Origin of the sequence: Deinococcus carri (assembly GCF_039545055.1) — a bacterium.
Lineage (GTDB): Bacteria > Deinococcota > Deinococci > Deinococcales > Deinococcaceae > Deinococcus > Deinococcus carri.
This window is the reverse complement of sequence record NZ_BAABRP010000023.1, coordinates 31,856-46,849: the sequence shown is the minus strand read 5'-3', so window position 1 is coordinate 46,849 and position 14,994 is coordinate 31,856. Positions and strand designations below refer to the sequence as shown.

General features: G+C 68.4%; 16 protein-coding genes and 1 tRNA gene. 6 read left to right on the top strand and 11 right to left on the bottom strand.

Annotated elements, in window-relative coordinates; genetic code table 11:
* The first annotated feature begins 13 nt into the window (after positions 1-13).
* Positions 14-89, top strand: a tRNA-Gly gene (locus tag ABEA67_RS17695).
* Between the two features lie 108 nt (positions 90-197).
* Here the strand turns inward: ABEA67_RS17695 and dnaG are convergent.
* Positions 198-1,961 carry a DNA primase gene (gene dnaG / locus ABEA67_RS17690; RefSeq protein ID WP_345467842.1) on the bottom strand — a complete coding sequence of 588 codons (1,764 nt, stop codon included), beginning with the start codon at positions 1,959-1,961 and terminating at the stop codon, positions 198-200.
* 224 nt (positions 1,962-2,185) lie between these two features.
* On the opposite strand from dnaG, the gene ABEA67_RS17685 reads away from it, so the two are divergent.
* Together ABEA67_RS17685 and ABEA67_RS17680 are read left to right on the top strand one after the other, a co-directional pair.
* On the top strand, positions 2,186-2,515 hold the full coding sequence (locus tag ABEA67_RS17685; RefSeq protein ID WP_345467839.1) for a cupin domain-containing protein: 330 nt from the start codon (positions 2,186-2,188) through the stop codon (positions 2,513-2,515).
* Between the two features lie 78 nt (positions 2,516-2,593).
* Positions 2,594-3,025: a hypothetical protein gene (locus tag ABEA67_RS17680; RefSeq protein ID WP_345467838.1), complete on the top strand. Its 432-nt coding sequence runs from the start codon at positions 2,594-2,596 to the stop codon at positions 3,023-3,025.
* A gap of 16 nt (positions 3,026-3,041) precedes the next feature.
* Here ABEA67_RS17680 and ABEA67_RS17675 read toward each other — a convergent pair whose 3' ends face one another.
* From ABEA67_RS17675 to gcvT, 5 genes are all read right to left on the bottom strand, one after another.
* Entirely contained in the window at positions 3,042-3,260 is a 219-nt protein-coding gene (locus ABEA67_RS17675; RefSeq protein WP_345467836.1) for a hypothetical protein, read from the bottom strand.
* An 88-nt stretch (positions 3,261-3,348) separates the two neighbouring features.
* Complete coding sequence (locus ABEA67_RS17670; protein ID WP_345467834.1) at positions 3,349-3,891, bottom strand: ankyrin repeat domain-containing protein; 543 nt, start codon at positions 3,889-3,891, stop codon at positions 3,349-3,351.
* A 269-nt stretch (positions 3,892-4,160) separates the two neighbouring features.
* Positions 4,161-7,052 carry an aminomethyl-transferring glycine dehydrogenase gene (gcvP, locus tag ABEA67_RS17665; RefSeq protein ID WP_345467832.1) on the bottom strand — a complete coding sequence of 964 codons (2,892 nt, stop codon included), beginning with the start codon at positions 7,050-7,052 and terminating at the stop codon, positions 4,161-4,163.
* 102 nt (positions 7,053-7,154) lie between these two features.
* Complete coding sequence (gene gcvH, locus ABEA67_RS17660) at positions 7,155-7,517, bottom strand: glycine cleavage system protein GcvH (RefSeq protein WP_345467830.1); 363 nt, start codon at positions 7,515-7,517, stop codon at positions 7,155-7,157.
* A 120-nt stretch (positions 7,518-7,637) separates the two neighbouring features.
* On the bottom strand, positions 7,638-8,726 hold the full coding sequence (gene gcvT / locus ABEA67_RS17655) for a glycine cleavage system aminomethyltransferase GcvT (protein ID WP_345467828.1): 1,089 nt from the start codon (positions 8,724-8,726) through the stop codon (positions 7,638-7,640).
* Between the two features lie 274 nt (positions 8,727-9,000).
* On the opposite strand from gcvT, the gene ABEA67_RS17650 reads away from it, so the two are divergent.
* Positions 9,001-9,555 (top strand): 2'-5' RNA ligase family protein, encoded by a 555-nt coding sequence (locus ABEA67_RS17650; RefSeq protein ID WP_345467826.1) that lies wholly within the window; start codon positions 9,001-9,003, stop codon positions 9,553-9,555.
* Here the strand turns inward: ABEA67_RS17650 and ABEA67_RS17645 are convergent.
* Genes ABEA67_RS17645 through hisF form a run of 3 tightly spaced genes read right to left on the bottom strand, consistent with a single transcriptional unit; the run spans position 9,546 to position 11,646 of the window.
* Positions 9,546-10,103, bottom strand: a complete 558-nt coding sequence (locus ABEA67_RS17645; RefSeq protein WP_345467823.1) for a 5-formyltetrahydrofolate cyclo-ligase — start codon at positions 10,101-10,103, stop codon at positions 9,546-9,548. The genes ABEA67_RS17650 and ABEA67_RS17645 overlap by 10 nt on opposite strands.
* Position 10,104: 1 nt before the next feature.
* Positions 10,105-10,779: a bifunctional phosphoribosyl-AMP cyclohydrolase/phosphoribosyl-ATP diphosphatase HisIE gene (gene hisIE / locus ABEA67_RS17640; RefSeq protein ID WP_345467821.1), complete on the bottom strand. Its 675-nt coding sequence runs from the start codon at positions 10,777-10,779 to the stop codon at positions 10,105-10,107.
* 57 nt (positions 10,780-10,836) lie between these two features.
* Positions 10,837-11,646, bottom strand: coding sequence for an imidazole glycerol phosphate synthase subunit HisF (gene hisF / locus ABEA67_RS17635; RefSeq protein ID WP_345467819.1), 810 nt, complete (start codon positions 11,644-11,646; stop codon positions 10,837-10,839).
* A gap of 154 nt (positions 11,647-11,800) precedes the next feature.
* Between hisF and ABEA67_RS17630 the strand changes: the two genes are divergently transcribed.
* Together ABEA67_RS17630 and ABEA67_RS17625 are read left to right on the top strand one after the other, a co-directional pair.
* Positions 11,801-12,232 (top strand): response regulator, encoded by a 432-nt coding sequence (locus ABEA67_RS17630; protein WP_345467816.1) that lies wholly within the window; start codon positions 11,801-11,803, stop codon positions 12,230-12,232.
* A gap of 52 nt (positions 12,233-12,284) precedes the next feature.
* A complete protein-coding gene (locus ABEA67_RS17625; protein ID WP_345467814.1) occupies positions 12,285-13,118 on the top strand; it encodes a DUF72 domain-containing protein in 834 nt (277 codons plus the stop codon).
* 60 nt (positions 13,119-13,178) lie between these two features.
* Here the strand turns inward: ABEA67_RS17625 and ttcA are convergent, their stop codons facing one another.
* Positions 13,179-14,069, bottom strand: coding sequence for a tRNA 2-thiocytidine(32) synthetase TtcA (gene ttcA, locus ABEA67_RS17620; RefSeq protein ID WP_345467813.1), 891 nt, complete (start codon positions 14,067-14,069; stop codon positions 13,179-13,181).
* A gap of 51 nt (positions 14,070-14,120) precedes the next feature.
* Complete coding sequence (locus ABEA67_RS17615; protein WP_345467811.1) at positions 14,121-14,933, bottom strand: DUF817 domain-containing protein; 813 nt, start codon at positions 14,931-14,933, stop codon at positions 14,121-14,123.
* Positions 14,934-14,994: the final 61 nt, after the last annotated feature.

Sequence of the window (14,994 nt, the reverse complement as noted above, 5' to 3'; positions counted from 1 at the left end):
TGCACAACACTGTGCGGGAGTAGCTCAGCTGGTAGAGCACTACCTTGCCAAGGTAGATGTCGCGAGTTCGAATCTCGTCTCCCGCTCCATTCCCCACCCCCCCACCCTCAGTCGGTGGGGGCTTTTTGTTGGCTTGTTTTAAAGAGTGGCTGGAGAAACGCTTTTCATTCTCCAGCTACTCGCCTTTGCTTGCTCGCTTACGCCGTTGCCCGGCGGGAGCGTTTCTCTGCCTCGATGGCGCGCTGCAATTCCTGAATCTGACGCAGGAGACTTGCCTGTTCTGCGGCAGAGGCCTGGAGGACCTGCCTCTTCAGGAGGTCGACCTCGGCGCGCATGGAGTCGATACTGAGGCCGACCTGAATATCATCAACGGCTGCGGCGGCATAGGCTTCCACCTTCTGCTCATAGATCTGGTTGGTGTCGCGGGAGAGGGCTCCCGTGTCACGGCCCTCAAACAGCAACCTAATCAGCAGTTGTTCCTCGGGCTGGCCGCGAAAGACTTCCAGGATGTCATCCGGGCTGCGCGCACCCTGGGCCGCCAGCATCACCTTGCGGACGGCCTCGTTGCGCCAGGGCATACTGCCGTCGAGTTTGGCAAGCAGGCTGGGGTCCACCAGCAGTTGCCGCAGCAGGGCGAGTTCGCGGTCCTCCTCGGTGCGCTGGGTGCTCATGCCCGCGAGGTGGGTATCGGTGAGGCTGCGGCGCTTGGCTTTGCTGCCGATCCACTCCAGCAGGGCTTCGGGCTTGATGCCCAGGCGGTCGCAGGCCAGGGCGCGCATTCGCTCGGCCCCGTCGTCTAGAGGGTCCAGGTTCTGCATGCGGGGCAGCAGGGCCAGCAGGACCCGGCGTTTGCCCTCGCTGGTGCCCAGGCCGTGGGCCTCCACCGCTGCCTGAATCCGGTACTCCACCTCGTCCAGGCCGCCTGCCAGTGCCGCGCGGATGCCCTGGTCGTCCCCGGCGAGCAGGGCATCCGCCGGGTCCTTGCCGCTGGGAACGCTGGTGGCCCGCACACGGAACTTGGCCCCCAGGACCTGATCCAGCCCGGACAGGGTGGCTTTCAGCCCCGCCTCGTCGCGGTCGAACATCAGGGTCAGCCGCTGGGCACCCAGGCGTTCGAGCAGCGTGGCGTGTTCGGCAGTGAGCGCCGTACCCAGGCTTGCCACCGCGCCGGTAAACCCGTGCTGGTGCAGGGTGATGACGTCCATATAGCCCTCGACCACGATCAGCTCGCTGCCGCTGCCCAGGCCCGCTCGCGCCTTGTCGAGGCCATACAGCAGCTCGCCCTTCTTGAAGACGTCCGTTTCGGGCGTGTTCAGGTACTTGGGTTTGCTGTCGTCCAGCACGCGGCCCCCGAAGCCCACCAGCCGCCCCAGGTGGTCCCGGATGGGAAACATCACGCGGCCGCGGAAGCGGTCGTAGACCCGGCCCGATTCGGGGTTCTCGGTCAGCAGCCCGGCCTCCAGCAGTTGCCGCTCGGTGAGGTTGCGGTTGCGGGCGCGCTTCAGTAGGCCGTCCCAGCCGTCGGGCGCGTAGCCCAGCTCGAAGGCGGCAATGGTCTCGTCCGTCAGGCCGCGCCGCCGCAGGTAGTCCAGGGCGGGGCCGGGGAGATGCTCGCGGAAATACTCCAGCGCGAAGGCGTTCACGTCGTAGAGGTCGCGGCTGCTGCGCTCGCCGTAGCGGGCCTCGACCTGGATGCCCGCCTGGTCCGCGAGCTTGCGCAGGGCGTCCCCGAAACTCAGGTTCTCGACGCGCTGCACGAAGCTGAACACGTCGCCCCCGGCCTTGCAGCCGAAGCAGTAGAAGTACCCCTGCTCGGTGTCCACCTGAAAGGACGGGCTTTTTTCCTTGTGAAAGGGACACAGCCCCTTCAGGCGGCCCTTGCCCGCCGGGGTGAGGCGCACGTGTTCCCCGATCACGTCCGCGATACTCAGCCGCGCACGCACGTCCTCCTTGGTTCCCACGTTGCTCCCTCACCCCCTCGCCACGTTGCCAGGCGCAACGGTAGACCGTCAGTGTACGCCGCTGCCCCCCCCGCCGCCAAGTCCGCAAAAGAACGTCCAGCACGTGATTTTCGGGCACAAGCTGGGGAAGGCGTGCTGGCGCGGCCCGCGCGGGCGACCTCGGCCGTAAGTACCCCTCAACCTTCCCCTCACCCCCCGCTCGCGCGGTCCCGGCAGGCTGAGGTATGACTCAGAACGAGGGAAGTCGGTACAAGGTCAGCCGGGGCAGTACCACCCACGGTCCGGAAGGCGAGCACCACCTGGTTCGCGGCGAGGGCAGCAGCATGCGGCTGTGGCACCGCGAGGAGCCGAACGCGGACAAGCCCATGTCCACCCACCCCTATGAAACTCTCGGGTACGTCATCGAGGGCCGAGTCGACCTGATTGTGAATGACGAGACGGTCAGCCTCCAGCCCGGCGACAGCTACCACGTCCCGCGCAACACCCCGCACACCTTCCGCATCACCGAGACGCTGACGGCGGTCGAGGTCAATACGCCCGCCACCGATCGCTGATCGGCCATTCGGCGGTCCATTTCGCTGTTGCCCCCACGGTTGCCGCCCCTCCTAGGGCGTACCCTGGGGGCCTCTGCTATGCCGCCCCTGGGTGCCCCTCCCACCTACAGCACGCCCGCCATGCTGGGCCTGGCGCTGCTGGCCCTGGTCACGGCCCTGTGGCACTTCACGCTGGGGGCACTGGACTACACCGGGGCCGGACGTTATCCGGGGCTGGCCCTGATGCTGCTGGCCGGGCTGCTGCTGGTCTACGGGGTGCTGGCCCTGATCCGCTATATCGAGGCCCGCGACGCCATGACCGACCCCTACCCCCGAACACCCATGTACGACACGCCCCACCAGGGCCGGGTGCCGCGGGTGGGCGTTGGGCTGGCCGGGCTGCTGGTGGTCGCGGACGCCGCGTTTGCCCTGGAGGCCCAGCACCCGCTGGGGCATGTCGCCGGGTTGCTGCTGGCCGCCCTGCTCGCCCGGCAGGCCCTGAAGGTCAGACCGGAGCGGGGTGAGGAGTGAGGACGGGCCAGAGGGCTTATAAGTCTTCCAACTCCGTGGTTGACGTGGTCCCGGCCATGTCGGTATCCACATCCAGCGTGCCCGCCATCCCGCCCATGCCCCCGGTGCGGGAGGTCCCCAGCGTCGTGTCGAGGCTGGTGGTGTCGCGAACGGTGCCCTCGGTGGTGCTGTTCTCACCCGGCGAGGGGTTGACGTCCACAGGTGGGTTGTAGCTTTCCCGGCGATCATCTGACATAGGCATTCCTCCACCCGTATTGTCCGCCGCCTGCCCGCCCGGCACTTGAGAGGCGGCGTAAGGCGGGTTGGGCGTTACGACTGGGCTGCTATGACTGGGCCTGCCTCAGCCGCTCCTCCAACTGGGCCGCCGTCTCGGGCGCGCCCATCATCCGGGCCACGTCCAGCGCGGACAGCCCCCGGAAGTCGCGGGCGTGGAGGTCGGCTCCGCGTTCGAGGAGGAGGTCAATGAGGTTTGTCCGGTTGAACATGGCGGCCAGCATCAGCGCCGTCTTGCCGTCCGGCCCGGCCCCGTTCACTGCCGCGCCCTGCGCGAGCAGCAGTTCGACCATCGGCACGTCGCCCTTGAATACCGCTCCCTGGAGTGGCGTCTGCCCCTGGTCGTTGTGCAGCTCGGGGTCGGCTCCGTGTTCCAGCAGTTGCCGGGCCACCTCCTGGTGCCCGTGGTAGCTGGCGAGCATCAGCAGGCTGTCGCCTTTCTGGTTGCGGAGGTTGGGCGGCAGCCCCTGATCCAGCAGCGGGCCGAGGCGGCCGGCGTCCCCGGCGCGGACAAGTTCGAAGATGCCCTGCAAGAATTCCAGCGTTTCGGGGTCGAGGGTGGGTGGGGTGTGTGGGTCAGAAGGGTTCGGCATGGGGTTCTCCTTGCTGGATGGCGAATCCGTCGGCCTATTTTGACAGGATGGGCCGTCCAGCCATTTGGGGCCGGCTGCACAAGAGAAGAGGGGCGAGCCGCATGGCCTGCCCCCTCCCTTTGCTCGCTGCTTTGTACGGATTCCGTCTGTTTCATGAACAAACCGGGAAAGCGCCGGCTTGTTCACTCCACGCCCGGAACCCGTCTTTCTCCTTCTCGCTCCGCTCGGATTTTCAGGTTGACATGTCAACCTTTCAATCGGAGTCCATCTTACTCGCTGAACTCGAACTCCGCGTACTCCTCGATGGGTGGGCATGAGCAGACGAAGTTGCGGTCGCCGAACACGTTGTCCACGCGGTTGACGGCGGGCCAGTACTTCCAGGCCCGCTGCGCGCGGGTGGGGAAGGCGGCGGTTTCGCGGCTATAGGCGCGGTTCCACTCATCCGTCATCAGGTCGTCCTGGGTGTGCGGCGCGTGCCGCAGCGGGCTGTCCTCGGCCTTCATCAGGCCGTCCTGCACTTCCTGAATCTCGCGGCGGATATTCAGCATCGCGTCGATGAAGCGGTCGAGTTCGGCCTTCGGCTCGCTCTCGGTCGGCTCGATCATCAGCGTGCCGGGCACCGGGAAGCTCATGGTGGGGGCGTGGAAGCCGTAGTCCATCAGCCGCTTGGCGATGTCCTCCTCGGTGATGCCGCTCGCCTGCTTGAGCGGGCGGATGTCGAGGATGCACTCGTGCGCCACGCGGCCACCCCGCCCGGTGTACAGTACGGGGAACGCGCCGCCCAGCCGCTGCGCGATGTAGTTGGCGTTCAGCAGCGCGACCTGGGTGGCCTTTTTCAGCCCTTCCGGTCCCAGCAGGCGGATGTAGAGGTAGCTGATGGGTAGGATGCTGGCGCTGCCGTAGGGCGCGGCGCTGACGGCCCCGGTGTGGCTCTCGCTGACCGGACGAACGTCATGGTTGGGCAGGAAGGGCGCGAGGTGCGCCTTGACGCCAATCGGCCCCATGCCCGGCCCGCCGCCGCCGTGCGGGATGGCGAAGGTCTTGTGCAGGTTGAGGTGCGACACGTCGCTGCCGATCAGGCCCGGCTTGGCGAGGCCCACCATCGCGTTCATGTTCGCGCCGTCGAGGTACACCTGCCCGCCGTGCTGGTGGATGATGTCGCAGACCTCGGTGACCTGCTCCTCGTACACGCCGTGGGTGCTGGGGTAGGTGATCATCAGCGCGCCCAGCTTGTCGGCGTGCCCCTCGGCCTTCGCCTTCAGGTCGTCCAGGTCAATGTTGCCGTTCTCGTCGGTCTTGACGACCACGACCTGCATCCCCAGCATGGCGGCGCTGGCGGGGTTGGTGCCGTGGGCGCTGGCGGGAATCAGGCAGACGGTGCGGTGGCCCTCGCCGCGGCTCTCGTGGTACTTGCGGATGGCGAGCAGGCCCGCGTACTCGCCCTGCGCGCCGCTGTTGGGCTGCAGGGAAACCGCGTCATAGCCGGTGATGTCGGCCAGCCACGCTTCCAGCTCGGCCAGCATCTGCGCGTAACCCCCCGTCTGGTTCTGCGGCGCGAAGGGGTGCAGGCTGCCGAACTCGGGCCACGTCACCGGAATCATCTCGGCGGTGGCATTGAGCTTCATGGTGCAGCTTCCCAGCGGAATCATGCCGTGAACGAGGCTGTAATCGCGGTTCTCCAGCGTCTTGAGGTAGCGCAGCATCCCATGTTCGCTGTGGTGCGTGTTGAACACGGGGTGCTGGAGGTAGTCGGAGGTGCGCTTGAGGTTGTCGGGAATGCCGTCGCCAGCCTTGTACTGGTAGTCCGACAAGACCTTGAATTCTTGCCCCGTTTGAGGATTGAACCGAGTTCCGGCAATCACTTCGATCAAGTCTTCAACATCGCTCGGCGTCACCGTCTCATCCAGGCTGACGCTGATGCGGTTGCCCTCGTAACGCAGATTGATGCCTTTAGCCTCGGCACGAGCGCGAATTGCAGCGGCGTCGCCTTCAAAGCTGAGCGTGTCGAAGAACGTTTCATTCAGCGGCGTGATGCCTGCTTCAACGAGGAACCTTTCCAGAATCCCGGTCATCCGGTGAACCCGCTCCGCAATCGTGCGGATGCCCTCCGCGCCGTGGTACACGGCATACGCGGCGGCCATGTTCGCCAGCAGCGCCTGCGCGGTGCAGATGTTGGAGGTCGCCTTCTCGCGGCGGATGTGCTGCTCGCGGGTCTGCATCGCCATGCGCAGGGCGGTCTTGCCCCGCGCGTCCTTGCTGACGCCGATGACGCGGCCCGGCATGGACCGCTGGTATTCGCTGCGGCAGGCCAGGAATGCCGCATGCGGCCCGCCGAAGCCCATCGGCACACCGAAGCGCTGGGCGCTGCCCATCACGATGTCCGCCCCCTGCTCGCCCGGCGGCTTCACCAGCGCGTCGGCCAGCAGGTCGGTCGCCACAATCAGCGCTCCGTGTGCGGCGTGGACCCGCTCCGCGATGGGGGAGAGGTCGTGCAGGTCGCCGTAGGTGCCGGGAGACTGCACCAGCGCGGCGAAGGTGCCTTCCGGCAGGTCGCCGTTCGCGGTGCCGGTCACGACCTCGTAGCCGAAGTACTCGGCGCGGGTGCGAATCACGTCCAGCGTCTGCGGGTGAACGTCGTCCGCGACATAGAAGACGTTGCCCTTGCTCTTGACCTGTCGCTTCGCCAGCGTCATTGCCTCGGCGGCGGCGGTGGCCTCGTCCAGCAGCGAGGCGTTGGAGACGGGCATCCCGGTCAGGTCCATCACCATCTGCTGGAAGTTGAGCAGCATCTCCAGGCGGCCCTGCGAGATCTCGGCCTGGTAGGGCGTGTACGCCGTGTACCAGCCGGGATTTTCCAGCATGTTCCGCAGGATGACGTTGGGCGTGAGCGTCCCGTAATACCCCATGCCGATGTACGAGCGGAAGACTTGGTTCTTGTCGGCCACGGCCCGGAGGTCGGCCAGGGCCTGCGCTTCGGTGACGGGGCCGCCGACCTTCAGCTCGCCCGTGAAGCGGATGCTCTCGGGCAGCGTGGTTTCGGTCAGCTCGTCCAGGCTGGAAACGCCGAGGACGGCCAGCATCTCGGCCTGTTCTTCCGGCGAGGGGCCGATGTGACGGCGGGTGAAATCATTGGTTTGGAGGAGTTCGTTGAGGGGGCGCATGGGTTCTCCTTGGGGGGCAGCCGGCTGCCAGCCGCCAGCGACCAGCAAGAAGCACAGGCCCCGTTGGACTGGTCGCTGGAAGCTGGCCGCTGGAAGCTCCGTTCAGCCGTTCGCGGCGGTGTACGCTTCGGCGTCCATCAGGTCGCCGCCTTCCTCGGTCACGTCCAGCTTGAAAAGCCAGCCGTCACCGTAGGGGCCGCTGTTGACCAGTTCGGGGTTGCCGGAAAGCTGCTCGTTGACAGCGACGATGGTGCCGCTGGCGGGGGCGTAGATGTCGGAGGCGGTCTTCACGCTCTCCACGACGGCGATGGACTCGCCCGCCGTGACGACGCGGCCCACCTCGGGCAGTTCGACATACACCACGTCGCCGAGCTGGTCCTGCGCGAAATCGCTGATGCCGACCGTGCCGTCGGAAGCGAGCCATTCGTGGGAGGCGGCGTATTTCAGTTCGTTGGGGGTCTGCATGGGGTTGATTCTCCTGTATTGGGGAGGGGGGAAGTGTGGGGAGCGGGACGCGGGGTGTGGGAGGCGGTGCGCGGTACGCAGTGCGCGGTTTTTTCCTGCGTACCGCGCCCCGCCTCCCGCCTACCTCTTGTAGAAGGGCAACTCCACCCGCCGCGCCGGTTGCGCCTTACCGCGCACCTCGACCTCGTAAGCGCCTTCGTGGGCGGCGTCGGCCTGGACCAGGGCCATGGCGATGGGGTGGCCCAGGGTGGGGCTGCTGGTGCCGCTGGTGACGTGGCCCACCGGCTGGCCGTTCAGCAGCACGGGGTAGCCCTCGCGCACGGGCACGCGCTCCAGGGCGAGGCCGATGAGTTTCACGGGCGGCTGGGCCTGAATCCCGGCGCGGCCCACGTGCTCCTTGTCCTTGACGACCCAGGTGTAGGTGCTGGCGAGGGGATGGAGGTCCTCCGCGAACTCGTGGCCGTACAGCGGAAAGCCCGCTTCCAGGCGCAGGGTGTCACGCGCGCCCAGGCCCGCCGGGGTCAGTCCCAGGGTCAGGAGCTTCTCCCACAGGGCCTCGGCCCCCTCCGCATCCACGAACACTTCAAAGCCGTCCTCGCCCGTGTAGCCGGTGCGGGCCAGCCACACGTCCTGGCCGAACAGGCGCGCGGGGAAGTAAGCGTTCTTCTTCTTCGCGCCCAAGTCCACGTCCAGGTGCGGTTGCAGAAGCGCCGCCGCCTCCGGCCCCTGCACGGCCAGCAGGCCCCAGCGGCCGGACTCGTCGGTGAGCTGCACGTCAGAGCCGGCGGCGTGGGCCTGGAGGTGCGCCCAGTCCTTGGCGACATTGCTGGCATTCACCACCAGCAGGAACTCCTCTGCGCCCACACGGTAGACGTAGATATCGTCCACCAGGCCGCCCGCCTCGTTGGGAAGCCAGTTGTACTGGGCGCGGCCGGGTTTCAGCTTGCCGATGTCGTTGGTGGTCACGCGCTGGAGGAAGGCCTCCGCGTCCGGCCCCTGCACGCGGAACTCGCCCATATGCGACACGTCGAAGACGCCCGCGCGGGTGCGGACGGCGTCGTGCTCGGCCTTCACGCCCGCGTACTGCACGGGCATGTCCCACCCCCCGAAGGGCACCATCCGGGCACCCGCCCGCAGGTGCGCGGCGTGCAGGGGCGTCCGCTTGAGCGCCGCATCGGGGGTGCTGCTACTGCCAGAAGTGCTGGTCACTCCTGAACTGTACCGGAGGAAGGTGAGATCACGTCCGGTGCCGCTGGACGGCGGCAGGAGCGCGGCGGGGGTACATTGGGCTGTGGCGGACAGCGAGTTTTCCCGTGTGCGTGCGGCCTGTTCGTGGGGGCGTGCCGGATGATACTGATTCCGATTGAAGGGTGTTGAAAACACCCGGAAATCCGACCAGAGGGAGAAGGAACAAGGGCGGATTTCGGGAGATGCATGAACAGGCGGTGCCCTCCCGACTGTTCAGGAATTGGACGGAATCCGTATGACCCCCGCCTTCCTGCTGGCCCTGCTGCCGCCGCCCGACCTCGCCGCGCGGGTGGAGGCCTGGCGGCTGCGGCTGGGGGTGCGGGAAAGTGCGCCGCACGTGACCATCAAGGCGCGCAGCGGGCTGACCCCGGAATCAGGCCCAGAATCAAGTTGGGTCCCCGCCGCGCGGGCCGCCGTGTCCGGGGTTCCGCCCATCACACTGCGGGTCGGGGGGGCGCGGGCCTTTGGCAACGGGAGCGCCGTGTATCTCGCCGTTCACTCCCCGGAGGCGGTGGCGCTGCATCTGCGGCTGCTGGATGCCCTGAGGCCGCCCGCGCGCTTCGGTTACGAGGGGCCGCAGATGACCCCCCACCTGACGCTGGCCCTGCGGCGGCGCGGGGTGGATTTGCACGCGGTTCTGGCGGCAGCCGGGGCGGAGTTTGCCGACCTCGCCGCCCAACCCCTTACATTCACCGCGCAGGAAGTGTGGGTGATGCGGAAACCCGGACCGGGCGGGCTGTACGTGCCGGAGGAGGCGTGGCCGCTGGGTCAGGCACTGGGTCAGGGCTGAACGGCCCGCACCCCTGTCTCCGTCGCCAGCCACCCCACCCGCAGGTCGTGCGCCTCACTGGGCAGCTCGTCCACCACCAGCGCCTCCCAGACCACGCCCACGGTCAGGCCGGTGAAGCCGGGCAGCAGACGGTCATAGAAGCCGCCCCCGTAGCCCAGGCGCACGCCCCGGCGGTCGAAGGCCAGGGCGGGGAGCAGCACGGCGTCCACCGTTTCGAGGGCGACACGCGGCGCGTCCGCCGGGGGTTGCAGCGCCCCGAAGCGGCTCGGCTCGGTGGCCGTGTCCCAGGGATGCAGCGTGAGGTGCGGTTCGGGCCGGAAGCGGGCGCGGGTGGTCAGCAGCTCGAAGGCCGCGGCCAGGGCCGACACGTCCGGCTCGCCCGGCAGGGCGCGGTAGGCCAGGACCCGCCGCACGCCCCGCGCCCGCAGAAAGGCGGCGAGGTGGGCGGTGAGGTCGGCCGAGAGGTCCGGCAGGGCCGCCCGCGTCTCCCGCGCCCAGGTGCGCCACCCGGCTTTGGGGGCCTGGGCTGGGGGAGGGGAGGGGAACACGCTAGCCCACTTCCTTCGGCCCCTTCAGCCCGCTGCGGCCTTCCCGTTCGTGCAGGACGGCGGCCACGTCGGCGGGCGAGACGCCCACTTCCGCCATCGCAAAGAGGGTATGAAACAGCAGGTCGGCCACCTCGGTCGCCAGTTCGGCGCGGTCGGCGTTCTTGGCGGCCAGCAGCACCTCGCCCGCCTCCTCGCTGATCTTTTTCAGCACGCGGTCGAGGCCCCCGGCGTGCAGCCGCGCCACGTAGCTGTTCTCCGGCAGGGTGGCGAGGCGCTCCGTGATGGTGCCGTACACGCGCTCCAGCGTGCCGTCCAGGCCCGTCAATGCGGGGGCCTCCTCCAGCAGCGGCGTGTGAAAGCAGGAATACTCGCCGGTATGGCACGCCGGGCCGGTCTGCTCCACGCGGTAGAGCAGGCTGTCGCCGTCGCAGTCGGCGTGGACACTGACCACCCGCTGCGTGTGGCCGCTGCTCTGCCCCTTGACCCACTGCTCGCCGCGCGAACGGCTGTAGTAGGTGGCCTCGCGGGTGTCCAGGGTGCGCTGCACGGCCGTGCGGTCGGCATACGCCTGCATCAGCACCGCGCCGGTGCGGGCGTCCTGCGTCACGACGGGAATCAGGCCGTCGGTGCCTGGGCCTGGGAGGCTGAACTTCAGTCGGGAAAGGTCGGGGGTCATCTCGGGCAACTCCTGGGGGATGGGGGGAGGAACGGAAAACGGTCTTCTCGCCGCGACCTACCTCCCACGGTCCACCTGCTCCTCCCGCCACTCCGGGCGCACGGGCAGCCCCTCGCCCCGCAGGTAGGTTTTCACCTGCGGCACCGTCAGCTCCCCGAAGTGAAAGACGCTGGCGGCCAGGGCCGCGTCCGCCCGGCCCCCCGCCTCGCCACCCCGCAGCACGTCGCGGAAGTCCTCCAGCTTCCCGGCCCCGCCCGAGGCGATGACGGGCAGGTCCACGGCGGCGGCGACGGTGCGGGTGGCGGCAAGGTCGAAGCCCGCGCGGGTGCCGTCGGCGTCCATCACGTTCAGGCACAGTTCGCCCGCGCCGAGGCGCTGCCCCTGCTCGGCCCACTCCAGCAGGTCCAGGCCGGTGTCCACCCGGCCGCCGCCCACATGGACGTTCCAGCCCCTCCCGTCTGGTCGGCGTTTGGCGTCGATGCTCAGCACCACGCACTGCGCGCCGAAGTGGTCCGAGGCCTCGCGGATGAGACTGGGCCGCCGCACCGCGCCGCTGTTCACGCTGATCTTGTCGGCCCCCGCCAGCAGCAGTTGCCGGAAGTCGGCCACGGCATTCACGCCGCCGCCCACGGTCAGGGGCATCATCACCTGCTCGGCCACGCGGGCGGCCACGTCCAGCATCAGGGAGCGGCCCTCATAGGTGGCGGTGATGTCGTAGAAGACCAGTTCGTCGGCCTGCTGCGCCTCGTAGAGCTGGGCCAGGGCCAGGGGGTCGCCCGCGTCGCGGTGGTTCTCAAAAAACCGCACGTTCTTCACCACCCGCCCGTTTTGCACGTCCAGGCAGGGAATGATGCGCTTCGTCAACACGGGCGCAGTCTAGCCCGCCCGCCGCCGCCCTTCCGCCCGGTCAGGCAGACAGAGCGAGGCCCGTCACCGTCTGGTCACAGCAGGTCAGGCAGAATTGAGAAAATCTTCATATCTCTTCGGGGGGCAAGTGCTGGGGCGGCAAAGGGGGGAGCCTGTGGAGCGCCGACGCATTCTGCTGGTAGACGACAACGTATACGACGTGGAACTGGCCCTCAGCGCCTTTCAGGACGAGGACGCGCACTGTGAGCTGATGGTCGCGGGCAGCGGCCCCGAGGCCCTGCGGGTGCTGCGCGGCCCAGCCCCCCTGCCCGACCTGATCCTGCTGGACCTCAAGATGCCGCAGATGGACGGGCTGGCCGTGCTGGACGCCCTGCGCGGCGAGGCCAGCACCCGCGACCTCCCGGTGGTCATGCTCAGCACCAGCGCCGAGGCGCGCGATATCCGCGACAGCTACGCGCACGGGGCGAGCGCCTACGTGGTCAAGCCGCTGGATTTCACGCAGTTCCGCCAGGCGATGCACACCATCATGGCCTTCTGGGCGCACCTGAACCACCCCCCGTGTTTCGGCCAGCCCCGCCCGTCTTGAGGCGGCATTTACCCGCGCCTCCCCGCGCGCCGCTGACCGCTAGCCTGACCCCATGCGCGTATGGATCGGTTGTGGCGGCTACACCAACGACGACTGGACGGCCCCCGGCCTGATTTACGAGGGCGTGAAAAAGGACGCCTACCTGGAAACCTACTCGCGGCACTTCGACGCCGTGGAGCTGAACTCCTCCTTCTACGCCATCCCCGGCCTGAAGGCCTTCGAGGGCATGGCGCGCAAGTCGGGCGGGCGCACCCGCTTTGCCGTGAAGCTGAACCGGGCCTTTACCCACGACCGCGCCCCCACCGACGCCGACTTCGACCGGATGCTGCAAAGCCCCGAGCCGCTGCGTGAGGCCGGGGTGATGGGACCGTATCTGGCCCAGTTTCCGTATTCCTTCCACCGCACGGGGGACAACCGCAAGTACCTGCTGGGCCTCGCCGAGCGCTTCGCCGGGCACGAGCTGGCGGTCGAGCTGCGCCACGCCTCCTGGGACAAGCCGGAGGTCCGCGAGGGCATGGCCGAATACGGCCTGATCTGGGTCAGCCCCGATTACCCCCCCGTCGGCGGCATGCCCGAGCCGCAGGTTCACGTCACCACCGACGTGGGGTATCTGCGGCTCCACGGGCGCAACAAGGGCAGCTGGTGGGAAGGCCAGAGTGCCTCGGAACGCCACGACTACCTCTACAACCGCGCCGAGATGGACGAGTGGGCCGAGAAAATCGCGCTGGTGGCGGACGACCTGTCCGAGCTGTACGTGTTTTTCGAGAACACGACCCAGGGGCACGCCCTCAAGAACATCCCCATGCTGCGCGAGGCCCTGAACGCGCGCGGCGTGCCGGTGCAGACACCGGAGCCGGGGGAGGAGGGGGAGGGGCGGCTGCTGTAGAGGCTGAGGCTGCGGCCCGGCGCTTCAGCTTTGGCTCTGCGCGGGGCCACAGGCCGGGAGCTAACCCAGCATCCCCAACTCGCTCAGCCCCGCCAGAAACTCGCGCTCCGGGTACTCCTCGCCGTCGAAGCCCCGGTCGCCCTCAGCGGGCTGCACGCTGAGGCGGGCGAAGTCGAAGAGGTCGCGGTCGAGCAGGTGGCTAGGCGTCACGCGCGTCAGCGAGCGCAGCACGTTCTGGAGGCGGCCCGGATGTGCCCGCTCCCATCCTTCCAGCATCTCGCCCACCACTTTGCGCTGGAGGTTCTCCTGGCTGCCGCACAGGTTGCAGGGGATGATGGGGAAGTTCTTGGCCTCCGCGTACCGCACGATTTCGCTCTCCGCGAGGTAGGCCAGGGGCCGGATCACCACATTGGTGCCGTCGTCCGATTGCAGTTTGGGCGGCATGGCCTTGAGCCGCGCCCCGAAAAACATGTTCATGAACAGCGTTTCGAGGATGTCGTCGCGGTGGTGGCCCAGGGCGATCTTGGTCGCGCCGATTTCCCGCGCGTGGCGGTACAGGATACCCCGGCGCAGGCGGCTGCACAGCGCGCAGGTGGTCTTGCCCTCCGGCGTCTTCTCCTTGACGATGGAGTAGGTGTCTTCCGTCAGGATGTGAAAGGGCACGCCCAGGCGCGTCAGGTACTCGGGCAACACGTGGGTGGGAAAACCCGGCTGGCCCTGGTCGAGGTTCACGGCGACCACCTCGAAGTCGATGGGGGCGCGCTTTTGCAGGTGCAGCAGGATGTCGAGCAGCGTGTAGCTGTCCTTGCCGCCGGAGAGGCAGACCATCACGCGGTCGCCCTCCTCGATCATGCGGTAGTCGGTGATGGCCTGGGCCGCGCCCTTGACGAGGGGGGAAAAGAGCTTGTGGGTTTCGGGGCTGGACGTCTGCGGGGGGAGGGTGTGGGTCATGGCGGCCTCGCTTGTGGTCGCTCCCGCGCGGGGGCGGGGCAGAGCGCCATGCTAGCGGCTCGCGCCCTGGCGGCGCTCCTCCCAGGCTTTCAATCCCGACACGATCAAAAAGGCCACGACCACCATCAAGGTCCAGGCCAGCCATTTGGCGAGGTGGACGGGCTGCCAGCCGCCCGCCTGATGGGGGTAGACCCACGCGCCCAGCCGGGTCGCGGCGTTCTCGGCCAGAAAGACGAAGCCGCCGATCAGCGCAAAGGAGAGGCCCAGCGGCATTCCGTACCGCACCTGCCCCACGCTGAAGCCCACCCGCGTCCGGCGGTACGCCAGCAGCAGCGCCGCCGTGACCACGTACCGCAGGTCCGGCCCCAGGTGGTGCGTGAAGAAGTTGAGGTAGGCCGCCGCCGCGAGCCAGGCCTGAAGGCGCAGGGGCGGGGCGTGGCAGAGGGCCAGGTCGAACCTGCGCCACGCCTGCGCCATGTAGCTCCCGACGCTGGCGTACATGAACCCCGCGTACAGCGGCACGCCGAGCACCTTGCTCAGGGCGTCCTCGGGGTAGGCCCAGCTCCCGTGCGCGACCTTGAAGGCTTCCAGCGCAAAGCCCAGCGCGTGAAACAGCCCGATGACGGCGGCCTCGCGCGGCGTCTCGAAGCGCAGGGCGAGCAGGACGCCCTGCACCAGCAGGCAGCCCAGCAGCAGGAAGTCGTAGCGGGCCAGCCCCCACGCTCCCAGCGGCAGCGCCCGCGACAGCGCGAGCAAGCCCACCACCGCGAGGGCAAAGGTGCAGCACGCGGCCTGCCCCAGGACAAAGCGCCGGAGCTGCGGCCAGAGCCGGGCTGCCGGGTGCGGGAGGGCGGGGGCAGACATGGCCTCAGCCTCGCCCTTCCTGCGGCGTGGCGCGTCATGCTAAGGGCGGACGACCCCGTGC

Bases quoted from the DNA above. Each gene is read 5' to 3' on its own strand.
- ABEA67_RS17685 (WP_345467839.1), top strand. From the start codon at position 2,186: ATGACTCAGAACGAGGGAAGTCGGTACAAGGTCAGCCGGGGCAGTACC.
- ABEA67_RS17680 (WP_345467838.1), top strand. From the start codon at position 2,594: ATGCCGCCCCTGGGTGCCCCTCCCACCTACAGCACGCCCGCCATGCTG.
- ABEA67_RS17675 (WP_345467836.1), bottom strand. From the start codon at position 3,260: ATGTCAGATGATCGCCGGGAAAGCTACAACCCACCTGTGGACGTCAAC.
- ABEA67_RS17670 (WP_345467834.1), bottom strand. From the start codon at position 3,891: ATGCCGAACCCTTCTGACCCACACACCCCACCCACCCTCGACCCCGAA.
- gcvP (WP_345467832.1), bottom strand. From the start codon at position 7,052: ATGCGCCCCCTCAACGAACTCCTCCAAACCAATGATTTCACCCGCCGT.
- gcvH (WP_345467830.1), bottom strand. From the start codon at position 7,517: ATGCAGACCCCCAACGAACTGAAATACGCCGCCTCCCACGAATGGCTC.
- ABEA67_RS17650 (WP_345467826.1), top strand. From the start codon at position 9,001: ATGACCCCCGCCTTCCTGCTGGCCCTGCTGCCGCCGCCCGACCTCGCC.
- hisIE (WP_345467821.1), bottom strand. From the start codon at position 10,779: ATGACCCCCGACCTTTCCCGACTGAAGTTCAGCCTCCCAGGCCCAGGC.
- ABEA67_RS17625 (WP_345467814.1), top strand. From the start codon at position 12,285: ATGCGCGTATGGATCGGTTGTGGCGGCTACACCAACGACGACTGGACG.
- ttcA (WP_345467813.1), bottom strand. From the start codon at position 14,069: ATGACCCACACCCTCCCCCCGCAGACGTCCAGCCCCGAAACCCACAAG.
- ABEA67_RS17615 (WP_345467811.1), bottom strand. From the start codon at position 14,933: ATGTCTGCCCCCGCCCTCCCGCACCCGGCAGCCCGGCTCTGGCCGCAG.